This is a genomic window from Microbacterium sp. SORGH_AS_0888 (assembly GCF_030818905.1).
GTDB lineage: Bacteria > Actinomycetota > Actinomycetes > Actinomycetales > Microbacteriaceae > Microbacterium.
On record NZ_JAUTAZ010000001.1, the window covers coordinates 1,936,530 to 1,960,302 of the forward strand.

At 71.6% G+C, this 23,773-nt stretch carries 22 protein-coding genes and 1 pseudogene; 12 read left to right on the plus strand and 11 right to left on the minus strand.

Annotation, left to right across the window (positions count from 1 at the left end; translation table 11 throughout):
• Window positions 1-2: 2 nt before the first annotated feature.
• The 4 genes from QE381_RS09390 to QE381_RS09405 form a co-directional block, all read right to left on the minus strand.
• Complete coding sequence (locus QE381_RS09390; protein ID WP_307217579.1) at window positions 3-713, minus strand: ABC transporter ATP-binding protein; 711 nt, start codon at window positions 711-713, stop codon at window positions 3-5.
• Entirely contained in the window at window positions 700-1,452 is a 753-nt protein-coding gene (locus QE381_RS09395) for an ABC transporter ATP-binding protein (protein WP_307217581.1), read from the minus strand. Before QE381_RS09395 ends, QE381_RS09390 begins: the two co-directional genes overlap by 14 nt.
• A 186-nt stretch (window positions 1,453-1,638) precedes the next feature.
• On the minus strand, window positions 1,639-2,841 hold the full coding sequence (locus QE381_RS09400; protein WP_307217584.1) for a cytochrome P450: 1,203 nt from the start codon (window positions 2,839-2,841) through the stop codon (window positions 1,639-1,641).
• A gap of 18 nt (window positions 2,842-2,859) precedes the next feature.
• Entirely contained in the window at window positions 2,860-3,843 is a 984-nt protein-coding gene (locus QE381_RS09405) for a PDR/VanB family oxidoreductase (RefSeq protein WP_307217586.1), read from the minus strand.
• A gap of 132 nt (window positions 3,844-3,975) precedes the next feature.
• Between QE381_RS09405 and QE381_RS09410 the strand changes: the two genes are divergently transcribed.
• Together QE381_RS09410 and QE381_RS09415 are read left to right on the plus strand one after the other, a co-directional pair.
• Window positions 3,976-4,827 carry an IclR family transcriptional regulator gene (locus QE381_RS09410; protein ID WP_307217587.1) on the plus strand — a complete coding sequence of 284 codons (852 nt, stop codon included), beginning with the start codon at window positions 3,976-3,978 and terminating at the stop codon, window positions 4,825-4,827.
• Between the two features lie 160 nt (window positions 4,828-4,987).
• Entirely contained in the window at window positions 4,988-5,728 is a 741-nt protein-coding gene (locus QE381_RS09415; RefSeq protein WP_307217589.1) for a DUF1932 domain-containing protein, read from the plus strand.
• Window positions 5,729-5,944: 216 nt separating this feature from the next.
• On the opposite strand, the gene QE381_RS09420 is transcribed toward QE381_RS09415, so the two are convergent.
• Window positions 5,945-7,303, minus strand: a complete 1,359-nt coding sequence (locus QE381_RS09420; protein WP_307217590.1) for an aminomethyl transferase family protein — start codon at window positions 7,301-7,303, stop codon at window positions 5,945-5,947.
• A gap of 96 nt (window positions 7,304-7,399) precedes the next feature.
• Here QE381_RS09420 and QE381_RS09425 point away from each other — a divergent pair, with 96 nt between their 5' ends.
• On the plus strand, window positions 7,400-8,338 hold the full coding sequence (locus tag QE381_RS09425) for a LysR family transcriptional regulator (RefSeq protein ID WP_307217592.1): 939 nt from the start codon (window positions 7,400-7,402) through the stop codon (window positions 8,336-8,338).
• Between the two features lie 66 nt (window positions 8,339-8,404).
• Here QE381_RS09425 and QE381_RS09430 read toward each other — a convergent pair whose 3' ends face one another.
• Window positions 8,405-9,811, minus strand: a complete 1,407-nt coding sequence (locus QE381_RS09430) for an aminomethyl transferase family protein (protein WP_307220457.1) — start codon at window positions 9,809-9,811, stop codon at window positions 8,405-8,407.
• A gap of 195 nt (window positions 9,812-10,006) precedes the next feature.
• Here QE381_RS09430 and QE381_RS09435 point away from each other — a divergent pair, with 195 nt between their 5' ends.
• Genes QE381_RS09435 through QE381_RS09445 form a run of 3 tightly spaced genes read left to right on the plus strand, consistent with a single transcriptional unit; the run spans window position 10,007 to window position 12,847 of the window.
• The gene (locus tag QE381_RS09435) at window positions 10,007-10,714 is read left to right on the plus strand and encodes a 4-carboxy-4-hydroxy-2-oxoadipate aldolase/oxaloacetate decarboxylase (RefSeq protein WP_307217594.1); all 708 of its coding nucleotides are present in this window, start codon (window positions 10,007-10,009) and stop codon (window positions 10,712-10,714) included.
• Window positions 10,701-11,780, plus strand: coding sequence for a 4-oxalomesaconate tautomerase (locus QE381_RS09440; protein ID WP_307217596.1), 1,080 nt, complete (start codon window positions 10,701-10,703; stop codon window positions 11,778-11,780). The genes QE381_RS09435 and QE381_RS09440 overlap by 14 nt, the downstream gene beginning before the upstream one ends.
• A gap of 38 nt (window positions 11,781-11,818) precedes the next feature.
• The gene (locus tag QE381_RS09445) at window positions 11,819-12,847 is read left to right on the plus strand and encodes a VOC family protein (RefSeq protein ID WP_307217599.1); all 1,029 of its coding nucleotides are present in this window, start codon (window positions 11,819-11,821) and stop codon (window positions 12,845-12,847) included.
• Window positions 12,848-13,007: 160 nt separating this feature from the next.
• Here QE381_RS09445 and QE381_RS09450 read toward each other — a convergent pair whose 3' ends face one another.
• Together QE381_RS09450 and QE381_RS09455 are read right to left on the minus strand one after the other, a co-directional pair.
• Window positions 13,008-14,120 carry a 5-methyltetrahydropteroyltriglutamate--homocysteine S-methyltransferase gene (locus QE381_RS09450; RefSeq protein WP_307217601.1) on the minus strand — a complete coding sequence of 371 codons (1,113 nt, stop codon included), beginning with the start codon at window positions 14,118-14,120 and terminating at the stop codon, window positions 13,008-13,010.
• A gap of 123 nt (window positions 14,121-14,243) precedes the next feature.
• Window positions 14,244-14,726, minus strand: coding sequence for an antibiotic biosynthesis monooxygenase (locus QE381_RS09455; protein ID WP_307217602.1), 483 nt, complete (start codon window positions 14,724-14,726; stop codon window positions 14,244-14,246).
• A gap of 132 nt (window positions 14,727-14,858) precedes the next feature.
• On the opposite strand from QE381_RS09455, the gene QE381_RS09460 reads away from it, so the two are divergent.
• Entirely contained in the window at window positions 14,859-16,439 is a 1,581-nt protein-coding gene (locus tag QE381_RS09460) for a PLP-dependent aminotransferase family protein (RefSeq protein WP_307217604.1), read from the plus strand.
• Between the two features lie 127 nt (window positions 16,440-16,566).
• Window positions 16,567-16,920, plus strand: coding sequence for a hypothetical protein (locus QE381_RS09465; RefSeq protein ID WP_307217606.1), 354 nt, complete (start codon window positions 16,567-16,569; stop codon window positions 16,918-16,920).
• Window positions 16,921-17,028: 108 nt separating this feature from the next.
• Here the strand turns inward: QE381_RS09465 and QE381_RS09470 are convergent, their stop codons facing one another.
• Together QE381_RS09470 and QE381_RS09475 are read right to left on the minus strand one after the other, a co-directional pair.
• On the minus strand, window positions 17,029-17,949 hold the full coding sequence (locus QE381_RS09470) for a serine hydrolase (RefSeq protein ID WP_307217608.1): 921 nt from the start codon (window positions 17,947-17,949) through the stop codon (window positions 17,029-17,031).
• Window positions 17,950-18,019: 70 nt separating this feature from the next.
• Window positions 18,020-19,987 (minus strand): M13 family metallopeptidase, encoded by a 1,968-nt coding sequence (locus QE381_RS09475; protein ID WP_307217609.1) that lies wholly within the window; start codon window positions 19,985-19,987, stop codon window positions 18,020-18,022.
• A gap of 110 nt (window positions 19,988-20,097) precedes the next feature.
• Between QE381_RS09475 and QE381_RS09480 the strand changes: the two genes are divergently transcribed.
• The 3 genes from QE381_RS09480 (at window position 20,098) to QE381_RS09490 (ending at window position 23,333) form a co-directional block, all read left to right on the plus strand.
• Window positions 20,098-21,420, plus strand: coding sequence for an MATE family efflux transporter (locus tag QE381_RS09480; RefSeq protein ID WP_307217611.1), 1,323 nt, complete (start codon window positions 20,098-20,100; stop codon window positions 21,418-21,420).
• A 183-nt stretch (window positions 21,421-21,603) separates the two neighbouring features.
• Window positions 21,604-22,263, plus strand: a complete 660-nt coding sequence (locus tag QE381_RS09485; RefSeq protein ID WP_307217614.1) for a response regulator transcription factor — start codon at window positions 21,604-21,606, stop codon at window positions 22,261-22,263.
• Window positions 22,260-23,333, plus strand: a complete 1,074-nt coding sequence (locus QE381_RS09490) for a HAMP domain-containing sensor histidine kinase (RefSeq protein ID WP_307217616.1) — start codon at window positions 22,260-22,262, stop codon at window positions 23,331-23,333. Before QE381_RS09485 ends, QE381_RS09490 begins: the two co-directional genes overlap by 4 nt.
• Window positions 23,334-23,411: 78 nt before the next feature.
• Here QE381_RS09490 and QE381_RS17870 read toward each other — a convergent pair.
• A pseudogene (locus QE381_RS17870) lies at window positions 23,412-23,558 on the minus strand (VanZ family protein); the annotation flags it as partial.
• Between QE381_RS17870 and QE381_RS09495 the strand changes: the two are divergent.
• Complete coding sequence (locus QE381_RS09495; protein WP_307217618.1) at window positions 23,539-23,724, plus strand: hypothetical protein; 186 nt, start codon at window positions 23,539-23,541, stop codon at window positions 23,722-23,724. The pseudogene QE381_RS17870 and the gene QE381_RS09495 sit on opposite strands and share 20 nt — an antisense overlap.
• The last annotated feature ends 49 nt before the right edge of the window (window positions 23,725-23,773 follow it).

The window sequence follows — 23,773 nt, forward strand, 5'->3', positions numbered from 1 at the left end:
GGTCAGCCTCCCAGGTAGGCGCGGCGGATCTCGTCCATGCCCTTGAGCTCGGCCGAGGAGCCGGTCAGGACGTTGCGGCCGGTCTCGAGGACCGTCGCGCTGTCGACGAGAGTGAAGGCGAGGTTGGCGTTCTGCTCGACCACGAGCATCGCGATGCCCGATTCGACCCGCAGCCGCCGGATGGCGTCGTACACGTTCTTCGCGGTGCTCGGGGCGAGTCCGAGGGACGCCTCGTCGAGCAGCAGGAGCCGGGGACGGGCCATGAACGCGCGAGCGACCGCGAGCATCTGCTGCTCGCCGCCGGAGAGCGCCGAGGCGTGGGAGCGGTAGCGCTCCTTGAGGTTCGGGAACAGCTCCAGCATGTAGTCGAGGTCGGCGTCCACGCCCTTGCGGTCGCGGCGGAGGTAGGCGCCCACACGCAGGTTCTCCTTGACCGTGAGGTCGGCGAGCGTGCCGCGGCCCTCGGGCACGTGGGCGATGCCGATCCCGGCGACCTGCTCGGGCCGCTTGCCCCGGATGTCCTTGCCCTCGAACAGGATGCGCCCGCCCGCACGGACGGTGCCGCTGATCGCGCGAAGCGTCGTCGTCTTGCCTGCGCCGTTCGCACCGAGGATGCCGACGGCACCGCCCTCGGGCACCTGGAGCGAGACGCCCTCGAGGACCTGCACGGGGCCGTAGAACGCGGTGACCCCGGCGAGCTCAAGCAGCGTCATCGGCCGCATCCTTTCCGATGTACGCCTCGATCACGCGGGGGTCGGACTGGGCCTCCGCCGCCGTGCCCTCCATGAGCGTGCGGCCGTGATCGAGCACGACGACACGGTCGGTGAGGGCGGCGATGAGCCCCATGTGGTGCTCGACGACGACGACCGTGATGTCGTCCTCGCGGATGCGGCGCACGGTCTCGATGAGCTGCTCGACCTCGGCGTGGGGAAGCCCGGCGGCCGGCTCGTCGAGCAGCAGCAGCTTCGGCCTCATGAGCAGGGCGCGGCACAGCTCGACGCCCTTGTGCAGGCCGTGGGAGAGCTCGTCGGCGCGCACCTTCGCCGCCCAGCCGAGTCCGTTGCGCTCGAGCAGCTCGAGGGCCTCGATGCGCAGGGCCCTCTCGGAGCGGACGGTGCGGGGCAGCCGCATCGACCACTCGAGCGGGCCGCCGGGCAGGCGGCCGTGCGCGCCCAGCAGCACGTTCTCCAGGACGGTGGCGTGCAGCTGCAGCGCGGGGTGCTGGAAGGTCCGCGCCAGACCGTGCCGGGCGAGGGTCGCGGGCGCGGACCCGAGCACCTCGACGCCGTCGATCGTGATCGAGCCGGAGCTGGGTTTGTAGTGGCCGCTGATGCAGTTGAACAGCGACGTCTTTCCCGCGCCGTTGGGGCCCACGAGACCGAAGATCTGCCCGGGCTCGACCTCGAACCCGACGTCGTGCAGAACGGTGATCCCGCCGAAACGGAGGTTCACGTCTTTCAGGGTCAATCGCGCCGCCATCGGCTGCCTTTCCGGGTGTGCTGCGTCATTGCTCACAGGGTGCTCATTGGAACGTACGGAGCGATTCCCAGATTGTCAACGATTTTGGTGTGACGATACGACAACGTCTGGGAGCGGTCTCAGATCACCTGATATGAAACCGTCGCGGCGTCGAATCGCTCACGCCCGGACGACCCGCGCAGGCATCCGCTCCCAGCCGCGCAGAGTGTTGTTGAGGTGACGACGCGGGGATGCCGTGAGCTCGATCGAGCCGACCCGGTCCAGCAGCGCACCGAGCACGGCGAGCGCCTCGAGCCGGGCGATGTGCTGTCCCACGCACTGGTGCAGCCCCATGCCGAACGCCACGTGCCCGGAGGGGTCGCGATCCAGGTCGAACCGCCCCGGGTCGGTCCACCGGCGCGGGTCGCGGTTGGCCGCGCCGAGGAACATCAGGACCTTCCGCCGCGGCTCGAGGGTGACTCCGCCGATCTCGGTGGGCGCGGTCGTCGTGCGGAAGAAGGTCTGCACGGGCGACTCGAGGCGCACCGCCTCCTCGAAGGCGCGCGGGAGCAGGCTCCGGTCCGCGCGCAGCCGGTCCCACTGCCCCGGATGCGTCGCCACCGCGTGCACGATCGCGGCGATCCCCGTGACGGTCGTGTCGACGCCCGCCGTCAGCAGCGAGCGCACGATCAGCGGCGCCTGCTCGACCGTGATGTCGCCGCGGTCGGCGGCGGCCCAGATCTGCGCGCCGATGCCGTCGGCGCGCAGGTTCTCGCGCCGGCACTGCTCGCCGATCCACGCCATCACGGGCGGCATGTGCGGCTCGAGGCTCGCGACGATCCCCTCACGCGGCCCGAAGGCGTTGAACGCGAAGTCCCCGTAGGGCAGCAGGTTCTCGCGTCCGTCCGGGCCCAGGCCCACCGCATCCGGGAAGACCCGCAGCGGGAACACCTCCGCGAGGTCGGTCACGGCGTCGAACTCGTCGCCGCGCGCGAGGAGCTCGTCCACCAGCACGGCGGCATCCGTGGCCCACTGCGCGGCGAGCGCGCGCAGCCGCCGGGGCGAGAGCAGCCCCTCGAGCACCGACCGCGGAGCGTCGTGCCGCGGCGGGTCGGCCTCGAGCAGCAGGCTCGGCGGACGCCACGGCTTCTCGGCCGTGAAGTCGGCGAGCCCCACGCCCGCCCCGGACTGCAGCGACTGCCAGTCGGTGAGGGCTCGGCGCACCTCGCCGTAGCGCGCGACGGCGTAGACGTCGTAGCGCCGCAGGTGCACGACGGGCCCGAGCTCGCGCAGCCGATCGTGGAACGGCATCGGGTCGGCGAGGAACTCGGAGGCGAAGGGATCGATGTCGACGCTCGGGACATCGGTGGCGATGACGGACATGGGAGCTCCTGGGTGGGGTCAGATATCGAGCACGAGACGTGCGGAGCTGCTGCGGGACACGCACGGGAACATGCAGCGCCCGGCGCGGCGCTCCTCGTCGTCGAGCAGGGCGTCGCGGTGGTCGGGGACGCCGTCCACGACATCCGTCTCGCACGTGCCGCACACGCCCTGCCCGCAGGAGGTGACCACGCGCACGCCGGCGCGGGTCAGCGCCTCGGCGACGGACTCGTGGGGCTCGACCCGGGTCGCGACCCCCGTGCGGGCCGCGACGACCTCGAAGCGCGAGGCCGCCGCGCCCTCGCTGACGATCCCGGAGAACCGCTCGATCCGCGGCGCGTGGCCGCCCGGCACCGCTCCCCACGCCTCGACGGCGTCGAGCAGGCGGGCGGGGCCGCACGAGTACACGCGCGTGCGCGGGTCCCGCGGTCGCCAGCCGGCGAGGTCGGCGCGGCCGAGCTCGCCGCCGCAGTGCACCGTCACGCGGTCCCCGTAGCGGCTCAGCTCGTCGAGATAGGCCAGCCTCGTGCGCCCGCGGCCGAGGTAGAGCAGTCGCCAGGGGATGTCGAGCAGCTCGGCCTGGCGGATCATGGGCAGGATCGGCGTGATCCCGATCCCGCCAGAGACGAACAGCAGGTCGGTCGCGGGCGCGAGCCGGAAGTTGTTGCGCGGACCGCCGAAGCCCAGCGCGTCGCCCGGACGCACGGCGTCGTGCACCGCGACGGACCCGCCTCTGCCCTCGGCGTCCCGCTGCACGGCGATGCGGTAGGTCGCCGCATCCCATCGGTCGCCGCAGAGCGAGTACTGCCGCACGAGCCCGTCCGGGAGGATCAGGTCGATGTGCGCACCGGGCGCCCAGTCCGGCAGCCGGGTGCCGTCGGGTCGGGCGAGCGTGAGCTCGACGACGTCGTCCGCCACGCGGCGACGCGCGGTCACCACGACGACGCCACGCCCGACGGGGGCCTTCGCCGCCGCGGGGGACGTCGCATCCGTCACCTCGATCATGGTCGGCCTCCTCGCCGCCTCGCGCGGTCGACGTCGACCGCTGGTGCGAGGCTACGACCCGGGCTCGGCAACGGATCAGACCTTTCGCATCAACGGAAAAGGTGGCGTAGGGTACGGCGCAGGGAGGACGCGATGGCGCACAGGTCCGCCGGCGAGTCGGCGCTGCACCGGCACCTGCGCGTGCTCGACGCGTTCGACGCGCTGCACCCGTTCCTCACCCTGAGCGAGATCGCCGCGGCCACGGGACTCGCCCCCTCGACCGCGCATCGCCTGGTCGGCGAGCTCACGGCCGAGCGCCTGCTCGAGCGGCTCCCCGACCGCACGTACCGGCTCGGGCTGCGGCTGTGGGAGTACGCCGCGCGCACGCCCGGGGCCATCGGGCTGCGCGAGATCGCACGCCCGTGGCTGCATTCCGCGCACGCGCGGATCCGGCAGCACATCCAGCTCGGCGTGCGCGCCGGGACCGACGTCCTGTTCGTCGAGCGGATGTCGGCGCCCGGCGCCGTGATCAACGCGACGCTCATCGGCGGCCGCATCCCCCTGCACGCATCGTCGAGCGGGCTCGTGCTGCTGGCGAGCGCCGGCGAGGAGGCCGTGCGCACGGTCGTCGCGAGCGGTCTCCGGGCCTACACGACGCTCACCCCTCGCACCGAGGCGGAGCTGCGGCGCGTGCTCCGCCGGGTGCGCAGCGAGGACGTCGCGGACGCGCGGGGCTACATCCACCGTGAGGCGCGCGGGATCGCGGTGCCGGTCCGCGGGCCGGACGGCTCGGTCTACGCCGCGCTCGGCGCCGTGGTCCCGGACACGCCGGGGCCCGCGCACGAGACCGTGGAGACGCTGCGGATCGCCGCAGCGGGGGTGAGCCGCAGCCTCGCCGAGGCGTACGCGCGCGGCGGCGGGGATGCGGGCTGGCACGGCCCCGGTCCGGACGCCGGGGTCCCCGCGCGGTCGTGGGAGGTGGCCGCGACGCTCCTCCGCCGGTGACGCGGCCCCGGCTCCCCGCTCGCGCGGCCGCGTCCCGCCCGCGCGAGCGAGCGCGGAGCCGACCTCGCGCGGGATTGTCGCCAGAATTGGCGCGAAGCGCTAGGGTGAGGCGCCATGACACGCATCGCCGTGATCGGCCTCGGCGAGGCCGGTTCGACCTATGCGCAGGGCGCTCGGCGCCGCCGGTGCCGCCGTGCGCGGCTACGACTTCTCGGCCACGGCGGGGGACCGCATCCCGGCGTCCGAGCGGATGGACACGCTCTCGGACGCGCTCGATGGGGCGGATCTCGTGCTGAGCCTGGTGTGGGCGCGCACCGCGGCCGAGGCGGCCGAGGCCGCGATGCCGCTGCTGGCCCGCGACGCTGTGTACGCCGACCTCAACACCGCCGCTCGCGGCGTCAAGGAGCGCGTCGCGGCGATCGGCGATGCGCACGGGATCGCGGTCGCGGACGTCGCGGTGCTCGCGCCCGTGGCGCGCGCGGCCGAGCGCACGCCGTTGCTCGCGAGCGGCCCGGGCGCCGAGCGGTTCGCCGATGCCGTGCGCCCGTTCGGCGTTCCGGTCGAGACGCTGCCGGGCCCCGCCGGCGACGCCGCCGAGCGGAAGCTCCTGCGGAGCGTGTTCATGAAGGGCATGGCCGCCGTCGTGATCGAGGCGCTGGAGGCCGCCCGCGCGGCGGGCGCCGAGGAGTGGCTGCACGCGCAGATGGCGGCGGAGTTCGGCCCCGACGGAGCCGCCACGGTCGACCATCTCGTGCAGGGCACCCACCGCCACGCCGTGCGCCGCGAGCGCGAGGTGCGCGACGCGCTCGCGGCGCTCGATGCGGACGGCCGGCACGCCGACATGACGCGCGCCGCGGTCGCCTGGTACGAGCGGCTCGCGGCCGCATCCCGTCCCGCGTAGCGGAGGCCCCTCCCGCTCCGCATCCGCATCCGCATCCGCATCCGCATCCGCATCCGCATCCGCATCCGCATCCGCATCCGCATCCGCATCCGCATCCGCGGGGATCGTGCGCGACACGCCGCGCCCTGGCTCTCCGACACGGCGTGTCGCCCACGATCCCCGCACGACGGCAGACGATCCCCCGCCGCCGACGCGGCGACAGGGGATGTCGCGGGCTCAGCCCTTGCGGTAGTTCTCGCGCGCGAACGCCGAGAACGGTGCGGGGGCCACGGTCGCGCGCACCTCGACCTGACGGTGCGGCTCGACGGCGGGCTTGCGCGAGTTCGGCGACTCGCCCCACACGACCGTGACGCGGGTCCCGGGCTCGGCGTGCGCCTCGTCGATGCTCGCGAGCGAGACGAAGGCCTGGAGGCCCGTCATGTAGCCGACGTCGTGCGAGACTCCGACATCGGCGCCGGACGCGATCACGCGGTCGACCTGGTACAGGCCGTAGCGCGCCTTGGGGAACTCGATGAACTTCGCCGGAAGCTCGTCGCCGACGTACGAGGCGACGATCGCGGCGAGGTCTTCGGCATCCCACACGAGCGTGACCTTGCGACGCTGCGGCGCCGCGGCGAACCGCTCGAGCGCGGCACGGCCGATGAAGTCGTGGTCGAAGGCGACGCTGCGGCCGTAGCCGAGGTCATAGGGGGTGAGGTAGTAGTCCTCGATGTCGTCGGACACGTAGCTGCCGGCGAGCGACCCGGCACGGGACGCCGGGAGCCACTCGAGGTACTCGGCGGCGCGCGCGCCGGTGAAGATCGCCGGCAGCGGCGACGGCACCCAGGCCGACTCGAGGTTCGCGGACGAGTAGGCGCGCGCGCCGACGCGAACGAGCCCGAACTCGTCGCCCGCCTCGAGGATCGCCGCGAGAACCCGCTCACCGTCGGCCCACGGCCCGAACAGCTCGAAGCCGGGCTGGCCCGCCATGCCGTGACGAAGGCTGCGAACCTCGACGCCGGCGATCTGCAGACGCGCCATCCCGAAGAACCTGGTCGGCGGCACCGGTCCGCCGATGAGACGCTCGACGAGCGCGAGGGCGTTCGGCCCCTGCAGCTCGTAGCGGTAGAGCTCCGGCGGCGTTCCCGGCTCGCGCATGAGCGTGTTCGCGTCGCGGCGGAACGTCACGTCGTAGTCGCCGGTCTCGCCGATGAACTGCACCCAGTCGAGCACCATGTACCAGCCCACGAGGTCGTACTCGTCCTCCTCGAGGTGGAAGAGGATGGCATCGCCGATCAGGTAGCCCTCGTCGTTGACGCCGATAAACTGCTTCGCGGCGTCGACGGGGAAGCTCGCGAAGCTGTTCACGCCGGTGTCCGAGAGGAGGCGCGCCGCGTCCGGACCCGAGATGAACAGGTCCGTCATGTGGTGCGACTGGTCCAGGAGCGCGACGGTCTCCGACCATGAGCGCTGCTCGCTGCGCCAGTTGGTGAACTCGGGCGTGACCGGGAAGATCGTCGGCCGCGCCTGCGCGTTGCGCAGCAGCTCGACCGGGCTTCCGGCGTCGGCGATCGCCTGGGCGGCGGAGAGGACCATGAGAACTCCTTCGTTCGGGATGTGCCCCCTCAGCGTACGAAGCATGGCCTATCGGTTGTTCGATACTCCATAATCGGTGCTTATGAACGGGCAAGGATGCGTGAGGCGGACGCCGTGGACCTGAACCTCGTCCGGGTGTTCGTCGCGATCGCCGAGACGCGCAGCCTCACGGCCGCCGCAGCGCGGTTGTACGTCACCCAGCCCGCGGTCAGCCAGGCGCTGGGGCGTCTGCGTCGCGAGCTCGACGACCCGCTGTTCACACGCCGGGGCCGCACCGTCGTGGCCACCCCGCTCGCGGAGAGCGTCTACCCCGGCTTCCGAGACGCCCTCTCGACGGTCGACCGCACGCTCGACGCCGTCCACCGCTTCGAGCCCGCGGCATCCGATCGGCTCTTCCGCATCGCGCTCTCGGAGCTCGGGGAGATCGGCTGGCTGCCGGCGATCGTCGCAGCCGTGCGCCGGAGCGCCCCGCGCATGCGCATCGAGGTCGTGCCGATGGATGTCGACGCCCTCCCCGAGTGGCTCGGCCGCGGCACCGTCGACCTCGCCATCACCCCGTCCGCCGTGCCGGGCGGGTTCGAGCGCGTGGGCCTCAAGACCCAGGGCTACGGCGCGGTCATGTCGCAGCGGCATCCGCTGGCCACCGGCGAGGTGACGCTCGAGGCCTACGCGGCGGCGGCGCACGCCGTGGTCGCGAGCGACTCGGGAGCGCCCGCGCTGGATGCGGCGCGCCGCCGCGCGGGGATCGACATCGAGCCGCGGGTCGCGCTGCAGCAGTTCGCATCGCTGCCGCCGCTGCTGGCCGGGGACCGGGAGCTCGTGGCGACCATGCCCGACACGATCGCGGAGGGATGGGCGCACACGTGGCCGCTGGTCGTGCGGCCGCTGCCGTTCGAGATGCACCCCGTCGAGGTGCGCCTGTACCGTCGCGCGACGACGCAGCACGCCGCCGCGCTGGACTGGCTGTTCGACACGGTGGCGCGCGCCGTGCGCGGCTCGTCCGGCCGGTTCCAGGTGATCCACGGCGACGGCTGACCGGCGCCGGGACCATCCGCGACGCGCGAGGTCGCACCCGTGCGGATGCGACCTCGCGCGAGCGGCTCAGTTCGTGTAGCCGGTGCGCCAGCCGCCCTGGTACTCCACCCGCGCGGTCTCGGCGTAGGGGACCGGGCTCACGACCGCGCGGATCGCGATCTGCTCGTGGGGCTCGACCGTGGTCTTGCGGGAGCCGCCGTCGGGCTCACCCCAGACCACGCGCACCTCGGCGCCGATCGGCACGTCCGCGTCGACGGTCGCAAGCGACAGGCCGCGCTTCTCGTTCGCCGTCACGCCCGTGAACATCGACAGGCCGACCGTGTTGCCGTCGGCGTCGATGACGGCGTCGTAGTTCGACGAGCCGTAGTTGGCGTTGGGCAGATCGAAGAACTGGTATCCCGGGCCCTCGCGGTCGAGGACGGTCGCGAGCACCTTGGTGAGGTCCTCGTCGTTCCAGGCGAGCGTGACCTTGCGGCGCTGGGCGGCGGGGTCGATCTGCTCGAGGGCCTCACGACCGATGAAGTCGTGGTCGAACTTGACGAACGAGCCGTACCCGAGCTCCCACGGGTTCAGGTAGTAGTCGTCGATCCGGTCGGACACGAACGAGCCGGCGAGCGCGTTGATCGCCTCGTAGCTCGTGGTCGGCAGCCACTCCCGGTAGCGGCGCTCGATGTCTCCGCCGGTGTAGATCGCGGGCAGCGGCGAGGGGATCCAGCCCGACTCGAGGGTGTTGGAGGAGTAGGCGCGCGAGCCGCAGGGCTCGATGCCGAACTCGCGGCCGGCCTCGAGGATCGCATCGCGGATCTTCTCGTGCTGCTCGTAGGGGCCCCAGAGCTCCAGGCCCGGGGCGCCGGCCATGCCGTGACGGAGGGTGCGGACCTGCTCGCCCGCGATCGTCATGTGGCCCATGTGGAAGAAGCGGACCTTCTCCATCTCGCCGCCGTTGAGCTTCTCGATGATCGCCCACGCGTTCGGGCCCTGGATCTGGAAGCGGTAGTACTCGCGGTGCACGGCCTTGCCGTAGGGACGCGAGGGCGAACGGTCGTCGTAGCGGAACTCGACGTCGTAGCCACCGGTCTCGGCGTGGAACTGCAGCCAGTTGGCACCCGGCGCGCGTCCGACGTAGACGTAGTCGTCCTCCGCTTCGCGGAACAGGATGCCGTCACCGATCACGCCGCCGTTGGACGCGGTCGGCACGAACTGCTTGGCGGTGTCGACCGGGAAGTTCGCGAAGGAGTTGATGCCGGTGTCGCTGAGCAGCTTCAGCGCGTCGGGGCCCGAGACGAAGAAGTTGACCATGTGGTGCGTCTGGTCGTAGAGCACGGCGGCGTGACGCCATGCCTTCTGCTCGCGCCGCCAGTTGCTGAACTCCGCGGGGACCACCGGGTAGATGTAGGTGCCCAGCTGCGCGTCGCGCAGCATCCCCACCGTGTCGCCGTGCTGATCCAGCAGTTCCTGAAGATTGCCCGCCATCTGGCGCCTCGACTTCCTCGTCGTGTCCGCGACGTCGCGGACCCCGGTCATTTGCCTATCCTCATAGTGACTTTGCGGAACACGATTGTCAACGAAAATCCTGAACTATCCCGGAACCAAAATTGGCGACAATGTCTTGCGCATCCTCGACCACTGTGGTTCGCTGAGGGCCGACCGATCGAAGGGGAACCCGGCATGGGCGGACACGTCGTCGTGACGGACATCGAGCGTGCGGACGCGGACGTCGTCGCCGCGCTCGCCGCACTCGGCTCGGCGACCGTCCACGAGGCCCAGGGCCGCACCGGCTACGTCGGTCCCGACATCCGCCCGATCCAGCAGGGCGCCGCCATCGCCGGCAGCGCGATCACGGTGCTCACCGCCCCCGGCGACAACCTCATGGTGCACGTCGCGATCGAGCAGTCCCGCGCCGGGGACGTGATCGTCGTCGTGCCCCGCGGCGACTCCCCCTACGGCCACATCGGCGAGCTGATGGCGACCCAGATGCAGGTGTGCGGCGTGCGCGGCTACGTCACCTCGGCCGGCGTGCGCGACACGACCGAGCTGCGCCGAATGGGCTTCCCCGCGTGGACGAGGCACATCAGCGCGGAGGGATGCGTCAAGGACACCCCCGGCTCGGTCAACGTCCCCGTGGTGCTCGGCGCCGCCATCGTCCACCCGGGCGACATCGTGGTCGCCGACGATGACGGCGTCGCCATCGTCCCCCGTGCCGACGCCGCCGACGTTCTCGCGGCCGCAACGGCGCGCGCCGAGAAGGAGGCCGCGAATCGCGTCCGGTACGAGGCGGGAGAGATCTCGATGGACATCAACCGGCTCCGACCCGTCCTCGCCGACCTCGGCGTGAGCTACATTCCTCAAGCGGAATACGACCGTGGCGGCCGCTGACCCCGAAGCCTCCGGCATCCCGTGCCTGCTCATGCGCGGCGGCACCTCGAAGGGCGCGTTCTTCCTCGCGGACGACCTGCCCGCCCGCCGTGAGACGCGCGACGACCTGCTGCTGCGGATCATGGGCAGCCCCGACCCGACGCAGATCGACGGCCTCGGGGGCGCCCACCCCCTCACGAGCAAGGTCGCGATCGTCTCCCGTTCCGAGGAGCCGGGCATCGACATCGACTACCTGTTCCTGCAGATCGCGGTCGACGAGCCCCTCGTCTCCGACACCCAGACCTGCGGCAACCTGCTCGCCGCCGTCGGCCCCTTCGCCGTCGAACGCGGCCTCCTGGTGCCCGGCGAGCCGACCACGACCGCCCGGATCCGGCTGCTCAACACCCGGGATATCGCGACCGTCACGTTCGCGACCCCCGGCGGCACCGTCGACTACGACGGGGATGCCGCGATCGACGGCGTCCCCGGGACCGCCTGCCGGATCGACATCGCCCTCGCCGCGGGCCCCGGAAAGGCGCTGCTGCCGACCGGGAACGCGACCGACGAGGTCGAGGGGCACCGCGCGACCCTCATCGACAACGGCATGCCGGTCGTGCTGCTGGATGCCGCCGACTTCGGCGTCGAGGGCACGGAGACCCCCGCCGCCCTCGAAGCCCGCGGTGAGCTGGCCACGGAGGTCGAACGGGTGCGCCTCGCCGCCGGTCCCCTCATGGGCCTCGGAGACGTCTCCGCGCAGACCGTGCCCAAGATGTTCCTCCTCTCCCCCGCCACCGCGGGCGGAGCCATCTCGACCCGCGCGTTCATCCCCCACCGCGTGCACACCTCGATCGGCGTGCTCATGGCGGCGTCCGTCGCCGCGGGGCTGCGCATCCCCGGCACCGTGGCTGCAGAGCTGGCCACCGACGACGGCGGCGAGACGGTGTCCATCGAGCACCCCGGCGGCGCCTTCCCCGCGCGCGTGCGCGTCGACCGTGCTCCGGACGGCGCCTGGCAGGCGGCATCCCTGTCGCTGCGGACCGCACGCAAGATCTTCGACGGACGGGTCTTCCCCCGCCCGCGCCTGTAGGACACCCGACCGTAGACACCCGTCAGAGAGGACAAGACATGGCCGAACACGAGAACTTCGATCTCGCCCACGTGGGCGGAATCGAGCTCTTCACACCCACGTTCGACGAGAGCCTGCACTTCTTCCGCGATCTGCTCGCGATGCGCGAGGTCGCCCGTGTCGGCGACTCCGTGTACCTGCGCACATGGGACGAGTACCAGCTGTACTCGCTCAAGCTCACCGCATCCGACACGAACGGCGTCGGGCGGACGCTCTTCCGCACGACCAGTCAGGAGGCTCTCGACCGCCGCGTCGCCGCGATCGAGAAGGCCGGCCTCGGGCACGGCTGGCGCGACCCCGAGGTCGGCGTCGGGCGGTCCTTCGAGTTCGAGGACCCGGACGGGCACACGATGGCCCTCTACTACGACACCGAGCTGTACGTGCCGGACGACGAGGACCGCCCCGCGTTGAAGAACCAGGCCTCGAAGTTCCCGGGTCGTGGCATCAACGTTCGGCGCCTCGACCACATCAACTACCTCGCGAGCGACGTCACCGCCGCCGGCGAGTTCTGGCGCGACGTCATGAAGGCGCGCGAGTCCGAGCGCGTGAAGCTGGACGCGGGAGGGTACGGGGCCTGGTGGTTCCGTTTCCACCAGAAGTCCTACGACGTCGTCTACTCCGACGACTGGACCGGCGAGCGCGGCCGCTTCCACCACTTCGCCTTCGCCCCCGACAATCGCGAAGACATCCTCAAGGCCGCCGACATCTGCCTCGAGAACGGCATCTACATCGAGTACGGTCCCTACAAGCACGCGATCAACCAGACCTTCTTCCTGTACGTCTGGGAGCCGGGCGGGAACCGCATCGAGTTCGCCACCGCGCAGGCGCGCCTCCTCCTCGACCCGGACTGGCCGGTCGTGGAGTGGTCGCAGGCCGAGCGCGCCAAGGGCCAGGCATGGGGCATGAAGACCGTCGCGACCTTCCACACGCACGGGACCCCGTACGTGAAGGACCAGGAGGCGATCGACGCCGCCGCCCTCGCGGGCGTGCCGTACACGCCCACCGACCACGACGAGAAGTCGGAGTAGGCCGCCGCTGCTGCTGCGCCGACCCGGCGGGCCCGCGCCTGCGCCTGCGCACAACTCAGGCAGAGACGCCCCGAACAGGCCCGAGACCGGGCCTCCGGGCGATCCTGCCTGAATTATGCGCACCCGGCGCGGTGGCCGCGGCGCCGCGGCGCAGGCCGGGTCAGGACCAGACGGATGCGGCGGTGTCGACCACGAGGCGGATCTTCGCCCACTGCTCGGCCTCGGTCAGCGCGTTGCCCTCCTCCGTCGACGCGAAACCGCACTGCGGGCTGAGCGCCAACTGTTCGAGCGGCGCGAAAGCCGCCGCCTCGTCGATACGGCGACGCACCGCATCCGGGTCCTCCAGCTCGCCCGTCTTGGTCGTGACGAGACCGAGGACGGCGACCTGCTCGCCCGTGGGCAGGAACCGCAGCGGCTCGAAACCGCCCGCGCGGTCCGAGTCGTACTCGAGGAAGAAGCCGTCGTAGGCCGTGTTGCCCAGCAGCTGCTCGGCGACCGGCTCGTACCCGCCGGAGGAGATCCAGGTCGAGCGGAAGTTGCCGCGGCACACGTGCGTCGTGACGACGAGGTCGTCGGGCTTGCCCTCGAGGATGCGGTTGAGCATCGTCGCGTATCGCTCGGCGATGCCGTCGGTCTCGATGCCGCGCTCGCGCGCCTTGGCGAGCTCGACCTCGGAGCACAGGTACGCCCACGCCGTGTCGTCGAACTGGAGGTAGCGGGCGCCGGCCGCGTAGAACGCGTCGAGCGCGTCGCGGTAGGCCTGCACCAGGTCGTCCACGATGGCCTCGCGACCGTCGTAGGCGGCCGCGTCCACCGCGTCGGGCTCCAGCCGGAAGTCGAGCACCGTGGGCGCGGGGATCGTGAACTTCGGCGTCGCGCCGGTGGCGGCCGCGGTCTCCTGCAGCGCACGGTAGTGCGCCAGGAACGGGTGCGCGTCCGAGAACGCGATGGGGGCGTTCACGCGGATGCCGCGGGGCTTGGTCTGCACGCCCTGGAACTGGATGCCGTGGTCCAGCTCCACGATGTCGACGCCGTCCAGCATCCCGAAGAAGTCGAAGTGCCACCACGAGCGGCGGAACTCGCCGTCGCTCGCGACCTGCAGGCCGTTCTCGTGCTCGCTGCGCACGAGCGCCGCGATCTCCGCATCCTCGATCGCGCGAAGCCCCTCGTCGTCGAGGAGCCCCTCGGCGTGACGGGCACGAGCATCCGCGAGAGCGGACGGCCGGAGGAAGCTGCCGACGATGTCGGCGCGGAACGGAGGGCGCTGGGTCACCCGCCGATCGTAGCTCCCCTGACCGTGAGACCAGTCCGCAGCGCCGAGACCGGCGAGAAACCCGCCGGTCTCGGCGCGCGGGACTGGTCTCGCGGAAAGCAACGTCGCCACGTGAAGGAGACGTCAGTCCTGCGGGATGAGTGCGGGATCGACGTCCTTGAAGACGGCGAAGCTCGAGGGCTGCTCGCCGAGCACGGGGAAGTGGAAGCCGCAGTTGGGACACTGCTCGGCCAGGACCGCCTGCTCCTGTGAGAGCTCGTACTTCTTGTCCTGCAGCTCGCCACAGGTGGGACAGATGCGCAGCAGGCGCGTGCCGACCAACTCGAAGTTGGTGATGATGTCCTCCATGATGGCGCCGTTGGCCGCCCAGGCCTTGGCGTGCTTGTGGTACGTGTCCATGTGCCAGTCGTAGAGCGCCGTCTTGCTGGTCCAGAAGCTGCACTCGTTGAACCAGGTCGGGTCGTCCGGGTGCTCCCACCAGGTGAGGTGCAGGAAGCCGGGGAGCTTCATCAGGTGATGGCGGGTGTCGCCGAACACGACCTTGAACTTCTCGTACGCATCCGGGCTGGAGAAACGGACTCGCTGCATGCTGAGGTAGATGGGCATGTCGGGTGGGTGCCTTTCGTGGTCGAAGACCTGCCGCTGCGCGGCTGGCCCGGAAGCGGTGGAGTGGCTCCCAGTCTTCGATCTGATGCGCGACAATGGCAGATCCACTTCACGAGCAGTCGGGAGGGCCGCATGTCACCCGGACGAAACTCCGACGACCAGCACGAGAAACAGAGGCGCCCGCCCACGCCCGCCTACCGCGCGCTCTACGAACAGTTGCGCGGAGCGATCTTGCGCGGCCAGCTCCCGGCCGGTTCCCGGCTCCCGGCGAGCCGGCAGCTGTCGGCCGAGCAGGGCGTCTCGCGCAACACCGTGCTCGCCGCATTCGATCAGCTCCTCGCCGAGGGCTACATCGAGACGCGCCACGGCTCGGGCACCTACGTCGCCCGCGTGCTTCCCGACGACGTCCAGCGTCCGCGGGCGAACATCGTCTCCAGCCGGCCGGTGCGCAGCGAACGCGGCCCGACGCTGTCGGCACGTGGCGCGATGCTCGTCGGAACACCTCGAATGCCGCTCCCGGCCCTGCTGCGACGGTCGCCCGAGACGACCGCGTTCCAGATCGGCCTGCCGGCGCTGGACCACTTCCCGCACGAGGTGTGGGCACGGCTCTATGCCGCGAGGGCTCGCCGCGGCGATCGCACCCTGATGGGATACTCAGACCCGGCCGGCTACCGGCCGTTGCGGGAGCAGATCGCCGAGCAGATCGGGACGACTCGCGGCATCCTCTGCTCGGCCGACGACGTCGTGATCGTGTCGGGCTCGCAGCAGGCCCTCGAGTTCACGGCACGAATCCTGCTGGACCCCGGCGAGACGGCGTGGATGGAGGACCCGGGCTACCTGGGCACGCGGGCCGCATTGACCTCCGCGGGAGCGCGAATCGTCCCGGTGCCGGTCGACGAGCACGGCCTCGACGTCGCCGCGGGCGTCGCAGCCGCCCCGGAGGCACGGATGGTCTTCGTCACGCCGTCGCACCAGTTCCCGCTGGGGTCTCCCCTCTCGCTGGAGCGTCGTCTCGCGCTGATCGAGTGGGCCGCGACCACCGGATCGTGGATCGTCGAGGACGACTACGACAACGAGTTCCGTTACCGGGGCCGCCCGATCGCGGCCCTGCAGTCGATCGACGCACACGGTCGCGTGATCTACGTGGGAACGTTCAGCAAGACGATGTTCCCGGGACTGCGCCTGGGCTACGTGATCGCTCCGCCGGAGGTGGTGGACGGGCTGGTCTCGGCCCACCTGGCCAGCGACATGCACGCGCACCAGCTGGACCAGGCGACGATGGCCGACTTCATCGCTCAGGGCCATTACGCGCGACACCTGCGGCGGATGCGGATCCTGTACGGCGACCGCCAGCGACGGCTCGTCGAGGAGAGCGCCCGCCACGGTGATGTGCTGCGCGTGGAGTCGCGCGCCGGCGGTCTCCACGTCGTCGCCTGGCTCCCTGCCGAGCTCGATGATCTGACGGTCGCCGAGCACGCTCGAGGAGCGGGCATCCACGCCTGGCCGCTCTCGCTGCACAGCATCGAGCGGCGTCTGCCTCCGGCGCTTCTCCTCGGCTTCGCCGGCACCCGCGACGCCGAGATCTCCCCCGCGGCACAACGACTCGGACGGCTCGTCTCGGTGCTGCGGGGGGCTGCGGACACCGCGTCGTCGGTCCGCCCACGTGCGGACACCGTCGCGCCGGGACGGGGTGGCGAGGTTTCTCGGGCATGACGTCGGGGTTTCCCGACGGTCACCCGTGGACCCACCGCGTCCACGCCAGGCGGACCTGTGCCGGAGCGGGCCGCCCGCCTAGCCTCTATCGCACGGACCGACCGATCGCCGCGGGGAAGGAGGCATCGTGACCTACGCCGACCTCGTGCTGCGCGAGGTGCTCCGCTCGATCGGCGACGACTCCGCGTGGGAGCCGTTCGCGGGCGATCACGACCTGCTGGGGAGCATCCACCCGATCACGATCGACGGCGCGGTGTCCGCCGTGGATGTGCACACATCGAGTCCGCAGACTTTCGCCCCGCCGTTGCCCGGGGCCGTGACGGTCTACCTCGTCGAGGGCCGGCTGGAGATCATCCACGACGACCGAGCCGAGAACCTCGTCCCCGGCGATGTCGCGTGCGTGCGTGCCGCCGGAGCGGTCCTTCGCACCGGAGCGGGCTCGACGAAGGTGCTCGTGCTGGCCGCGCCGCGGCTCCCCTGACCGCGAGACCAGTCCGCGGCGCCGAGACCGGCGAGAAACCCGCCGGTCTCGGCGCGCGGGACTGGTCTCGCGGTAAAGCGGTAAAGAGGACGCGCGGGGGCGGGGGCGTCAGAACACGTACTCCATCAGCTCCACGCCGAGGACGCGGAAGGCATCGTGCGCGCGCAGGCGATGCGCGATCGACAGATCGTCGAAGCCGACGAACAGCGCGTAGGAGACCCCCGCGCGCGGCCCGGCCAGCACGCCGGCCTCGGCGCGGACGCCCGCGGCGCGCCCGGTCTTGTTCACGAACAGCAGGCCGTGCTCGTCGTCCTCGTGCCCGAACGGGTCCAGGCCCGTCGCGGCCGCGACGAGCGACAGATCGTGACCGAGGCTCAGCCACTCCGACACCTGGGCGCTCACGCCGGGGCTCACGACATCCGCGTTCACGAGCGACCCGAACAGCGACGCGTACTCGCGCGCCGAGCCGACCGCGACGTGCGGCGCGTCGTCGGGCCCGCGGCTGTCGCGGAAGCTGTCCATGACGGCCGAACGGGCAAGGCCCAGCTGCTCGATCCGGGCGCGCACGGAGGGAAGGCCGACGCGGTGCAGCAGCGCGTTGGCGGCGAGCGCATCGCCCGCCGACGCGGCGAGCACCGCGAGATCCTGCAGCGGCAGCGCAGGAGCGGCCAGATGCCGCCACAGCCCCGACACCGACACCGGGTCGAGGGCCCCGCGCTCGACGATCTCCAGCGGGCTGATCTCTCCCGACTCGAACCGCGCGGCGAGCTCGATCAGCACCGGCACGACACCGAGTCCCGCCACCGGCACGCTCGTGAAGTCGTCGCCCGCGAGCACCTCGGTGCCCCGGTCCAGGTCGTCCACCCGCACCGACACCTGAGCGCCCGACGCCGCGAGCGCCTCCAGCGTCTTCATCGCGGAGGCGAAGGAGCGACGCCCCGGCGCGGCGCGGCGGGGCAACCGCTTCCCCCCGCGACGAGAACGACTGACGGCATCCGTCCCCCGTACCGGCTCAGACGGCGTAGCCACGATGATTCCTTCCGACGCACCTGATGGGCAGGGGCTGCGGCGAGGTTACGCCGCCACGATCACCACAGGGTTACCAGATGGTGACGCGCTGGTCCGGGGCCAGCCACAACGCATCCGACTCGCTCACCCCGAACGCCTCGTAGAACGCGTCGATGTTGCGCACGATCTGGTTGCACCGGAACTCGTTGGGCGAGTGCGGATCGATCGTGAGCAGGCGGATCGTCTCGGCCTCCCGGCCCTTCTGCTGCCAGATCTGCGCCCAGCTGAGCAGCAGACGCTGGATGCCGCTGAGCCCATCGATCTCGGGAGCCTCGGCGTCCGAGCCGATCGAGAGGCGGTACGCGCGCAGCGCGATGCCCAGCCCGCCGAGGTCGCCGATGTTCTCGCCGATCGTGAGCGCACCGTTGACGTGGTGCTCCTCGCCCAGTCCCTGCGGCACGAGCGCGTCGTACTGCGCGATGAGGTTCTTCGTGCGCTCCTCGAACGCGGCGCGGTCGGCGTCGGTCCACCAGTCGCGCAGCGACCCGTCGCCGTCGAACCGGCTGCCCTGGTCGTCGAAGCCGTGACCGATCTCGTGTCCGATCACCGCTCCGATGCCCCCGTAGTTGGCGGCGGCGTCCCGATCCGCGTCGAAGAAGGGGTACTGCAGGATCGCCGCCGGGAACACGATCTCGTTCATGAGCGGGTTGTAGTACGCGTTGACCGTCTGCGGGGTCATGTACCACTCGTCGCGATCGATGGGGCGACCCACCTTGCCGAGCTGCCGGTCGTGCTCGTGCACGTGCGCACGGCGGACGTTGCCGACCAGGTCGGTCGCGTCGATCTCCAGGCCCGTGTAGTCGCGCCAGGCGGCGGGGTAGCCGATCTTCGGCGTGAACGCGTCGAGCTTCGCGAGCGCGCGCTCGCGGGTCTCGGGGCTCATCCACTCGAGCTGGGAGATCGACTCGCGGTAGGCGGCGATGAGGTTCGCGACCAGCTCGTCCATCGCCTCCTTCGCGGCCGGGGGGAAGTGCCGCTCGACGTACACCTTGCCCACGGCTTCGCCCAGCGCGGCCTCGACGAGGCTCACGCCGCGCTTCCACCGCTCGCGGTTGACGGGCACGCCGGTGAGCGCCGTGCCGTAGAACGAGAAGTTCTCCTCGACGAACGGATCGGAGAGGAACGCGGCCGCCGCGTGGACGACCTTGAAGCGCAGCCAGTCGCGCCAGGCGTCGAGGCGCTCCTCGGTCAGGAGCGCGCCCAGCCCCTCGATGAAGCTCGGCTGCGAGACGACGACCTCGGCGAAGGCCTCGGGGTGGTGGGGGGCGACGCCCTCGAGCCACGGCTTCAGCTCGACTCCGGCGAGGGAGGTGACCTCGTCCCAGGTCTTCAGGTTGTACGTGGCGACCGCGTCACGGCTGCGGACGTTGTCCCAGTGGTGCTCGGCGATCTCGGTCTCGAGCGCGACGATGCGGTCGGCCGCCGCATCCGGGCCCTCGACTCCGGCGAGCCCGAGGATGCGCTCGATGTGCGTGCGGTAGGCGACGCGGATCTCCTGGAACGACTCGAGCCGGTAGTAGGACTCGTCGGGCATCGTCAGGCCCGACTGGATGAGGAACGGCACGTAGCGCTCCGGGTCGCCCGGATCGGGCTCGACGTAGAGGTCGATGATGCCGCCCACGCCGTCGCGCTCGAGCTCGCCGACCGTGCGCAGGAACGCCGGGACGGAGTCGATCGCGGCGACCCGATCGAGCTGCGCGCGGAGGGGCTCGGCGCCGAGCTCGGCGATGCGCTCGACGTCCATGAAGCTCGCGAACAGATCGCCGACCTTGCGGGTCTCCGTTCCCGGTTCCGCGTCCTGCGACTCCTGGATGATCTCCTGCACGTGCTTCTCGGCTTGTTCGGCGAGGAGATGGAAGGAGCCCCAGCGGGCCTTGTCTTCGGGGATCTCGGTGCGCTCGATCCAGGCACCGTTGACGTGGCGGAACAGGTCGTCCTGCGGTCGGATGCTGTCGCTCAGCTCGTCGAGCGCCAGACCGGAGCGGAGGGATTCGGTCATCGCAACAGGATAAGCCGCCCAGCTATGACCCGGGTCCGGTGCACCCCGACACGCGGAGCCGGGCCGCCGCATCCGCACGGGGGACGCGCCGCCCTCAATAGGCTCGGAGCATGGCGGCCGGCACACCCCTCAACCGAGAGATCCTGCGGCTGGCCCTCCCTGCCCTCGGGGCCCTCGTCGCGGAGCCCCTCTTCCTCATCGTCGACGCCGCGCTCGTGGGCCACCTCGGCGTCGTCCCGCTCGCGGCGCTCGGCGTGGCCTCGGCCGTGCTGCAGACGATCGTCGGGCTCATGGTGTTCCTCGCGTACTCGACGACGCCGGCCGTCGCGCGGCGGTTCGGCGCGGGCGAGCACGGCAGCGCGGTCTCGGCCGGGATCGACGGGCTGTGGCTCGCGCTCGGGCTGGGCGCGGTGCTCGCGGCGGTGGGGTCCCTGCTCACGCCCTGGCTGATCGGGCTGTTCGGGGCGGGGCCGGATGTCTCGGCCGCCGCCGAGGCGTACCTCGGCATCTCGATGTGGGGGCTGCCGGCCATGCTGATCGTGTTCGCCGCGACCGGCCTGCTGCGCGGCATGCAGGACACGGTGACCCCGCTGTGGATCGCGGGCGCGGGGTTCACCGCCAACGCCCTGCTCAACGTGCTGTTCATCTACGGGTTCGGCTGGGGGATCGCCGGCTCCGCCATCGGCACGGTGTTCGCGCAGTGGGCGATGGTCGCCGCCTACGTGGTCGTGGTGGGCAGGCTCGCGCGACGGCACTCGGCCTCCCTGCGTCCCCGGGTCGACAGCGTGACCACCAGCGCGCGCACGGGCGTCTGGATGTTCCTGCGCACGGTCTCGCTGCGCGCCGCGCTGCTGGCGACCGTCGCGGTCGCGAGCGCCCTCGGCACCGCCGAGCTCGCCGGCTGGCAGGTGGCGTACACGATCTTCTCGGCGGCCGCGTTCGCCCTCGATGCGCTCGCGATCGCGGCGCAGGCGCTCGTCGGACGCGGGCTCGGCGCGGGCGACGAGCGCTTCGTCCGCCGCGTGCTCGGACGCACGGTCGCATGGGGCCTGTGGTTCGGCGTCGCCGTCGGGCTCGTCATCGGCTGCCTGTCGGGGGTCATCGGCCTGGTGTTCACGAGCGACACCGCGATCGCCGCCCTCGTGCAGCCGGCGCTCATCGTGCTCGCGATCGCCCAGCCGGTGTGCGGGGTCGTCTTCGTGCTGGACGGCGTCCTCATGGGCGCCGGCGACGGGCGTTACCTGGCGCTGGCGGGGCTCGCGAACCTCGTGCCCTTCGTCCCGGCTCTGCTCGTGCTGGTGTGGGTCGGCGCGGCGGGGGCGAGCGGGCTCGCCTGGCTGGCGGGAGCGTTCTTCGGCGTGTACATGCTCGCGCGGCTCGTGACGCTCGGCGCCCGTGTGCGGGGGGCGCGCTGGCTCACCGCCGGCGCGTGACACCGGGCCGAGGATGCGGCGCCCGCGCGCATCTCGGGGCGGGTCCCGCCCGGCGTCGTGGCGAGCCCGACGTGCCCGCGCTGGTCGCATAGATCCGGCCGAGCCGGTAGGAGACGCCGTGTTCGCGGAGCCACGGCGGTCCCGCATACGCTCGCGATATGCGGGGTTGCCTAGACTCGCCGCATGCGCGTGCTGATCGTGGAGGACGAGCTGTTCCTGGCCGAGGCGATCCGAGACGGGCTGCGCCTGGACGCCATCGCGGCCGACATCGCCGGGGACGGCGACACGGCGCTCGAGCAGCTGGCGGTCAACCGCTACGACGTCGTCGTCCTCGATCGCGACATCCCTGGCCCCCGGGGCGACGAGATCGCCCGGCGGCTGTCCATGGAACCGGCCGCGCCCCGCATCCTCATGCTCACCGCCGCCGACCGGCTCGACGACAAGGAGAGCGGCTTCGCCAGCGGCGCCGACGACTACCTCACCAAGCCCTTCGCGCTGCGTGAGCTCGTGATACGGCTGCGGGCGCTCGGGCGGCGTTCGGCCGTCGGGGTGCCCCCGACGTCCGAGCGAGCGGGAGTGACGCTCGATCGCTTCCGCCGCGAGGTGTTCCGCGATGGGCGCCACGTCGCCCTCACCCGCAAGCAGTTCGCCGTGCTGGACGTGCTCATGAGCGCCGACGGCGGCGTGGTGAGCGCGGAGGACCTGCTCGAACGCGCCTGGGACGAGAACGCGGATCCGTTCACGAACGCCGTGCGCATCACGATCTCGACGCTGCGCAAACGCCTCGGCGAGCCCTGGGTCATCGAGACGGTGCCGGGCGTGGGGTATCGGATGCTGCCGTGACCGCCCGCCGTGCCGGCGTATCGATCCGGCTGAAACTGGCGCTCAGCTACGCCGGCTTCCTCATCGTCGCGGGCGGCGCACTCGTGGTGGTGGGCCTGCTGGTCCTGCGTTTCGTCCCGCAGGGCGCGCTGTTCGGCACGGACGGCGGGTGGGCCCCCAATCGGATGGATCTGCTCGAGGTCTTCACGCGATATGCGGCGTGGGCCATCCTCGCGCTGGTGCTGTTCGGGCTCGTCGGAGGCTGGGTGCTGGCGGGCATCGTCCTGCGTCCGTTGACGCGGATGACGAACACGGTCGCCCGCATACGCGACGGCGACCTGGACCTCCGCGTCGCGCTGCCCGGGCGACGTGACGAACTCACCGAGCTCGCGGACACCCTCGACGCGATGCTCGACCGCCTCGCGCGCACCCTGGAGGAGGAGCGCCGCTTCGCCGCGAACGCGTCGCACGAGCTGCGTACCCCGCACGCCGTCATCCGCACGCTGGTGGAGGTCGCCGAGGCCGACCCCGAGGGCCGCGACATCGAGAGGACACTTGCGCGTATCGGCGCGACGAACGATCGGGCGATCGCCACGACCGAGGCGTTGCTCGCGCTCGCGAAGGTCGGCAGCGGTGCGCCGCTGGCGCTCGGGAGGGTGGACCTGTCGGCGGTCGTGACGGCGGCGCTGGCCGACGTCGATGCGGATGCCGCTGCTCGCCGCATCCGCATCGAGACCGATCTGCGCCCCTCGCCCGTCACCGCCGACGGGGCGCTGATGAGCAGGCTCGCGGCGAACCTGCTGCGCAACGCCGTCGTGCACAACGTCGACGGGGGCTGGATCCGGGTCTGCGCCCAGGAGGGGGTGCTGACCGTGGAGAACGGCGGCGAGCACGTCTCAGCCCCGGTCGCCGCGACGCTGACCGAGCCTTTCGTGCGCGGCGCCGGGCGCACCCGTGGCGGCAGCACGCGCCCCGGATCGGGTCTGGGGCTGGCCATCGTCGCCTCCATCGTGCGGGCGCACAGCGGCACGCTCACCGTCGTCGCGCGCGCCGGCGGCGGGCTGCGGGTGACGATCAGGCTTCCTCGCTGAGGCCCAGATGGCCCGTGCCACGACGGTCAGGACGACCCCGATCGCACCGCCGCACGTGTTCCACAGCACGTCGCTCAGGTCCGGCACCCGACCGGGAATGCCCTCCTGCGCGAGCTCCACGCCCGTCGACAGCACGAGTGCGGCGAGGATGCCGACGAGCCACGCACGTCGGGGCAGGACGAACGCCATCGCCACGCCAAGCGGGATGAACAGCGCCGTGTTCATGATCTGGTCCGGCTCACCGGGAAGCCGCACGAGCGCCGGCCACACGATGTCCTCCACGAGGCCGCGCAGCGGGTGGACGATCGCGCGCGGAGCGAGCGTGAGCGCCGAGATCACGGCGACGGCGACGGCCGCGACGACGACACGGGCGGGCGAGATTCGAATGTGATGCATGTCTCCTCCGGGGGTCTGGTTCGACCAGTCCACGCGAAGGGGTG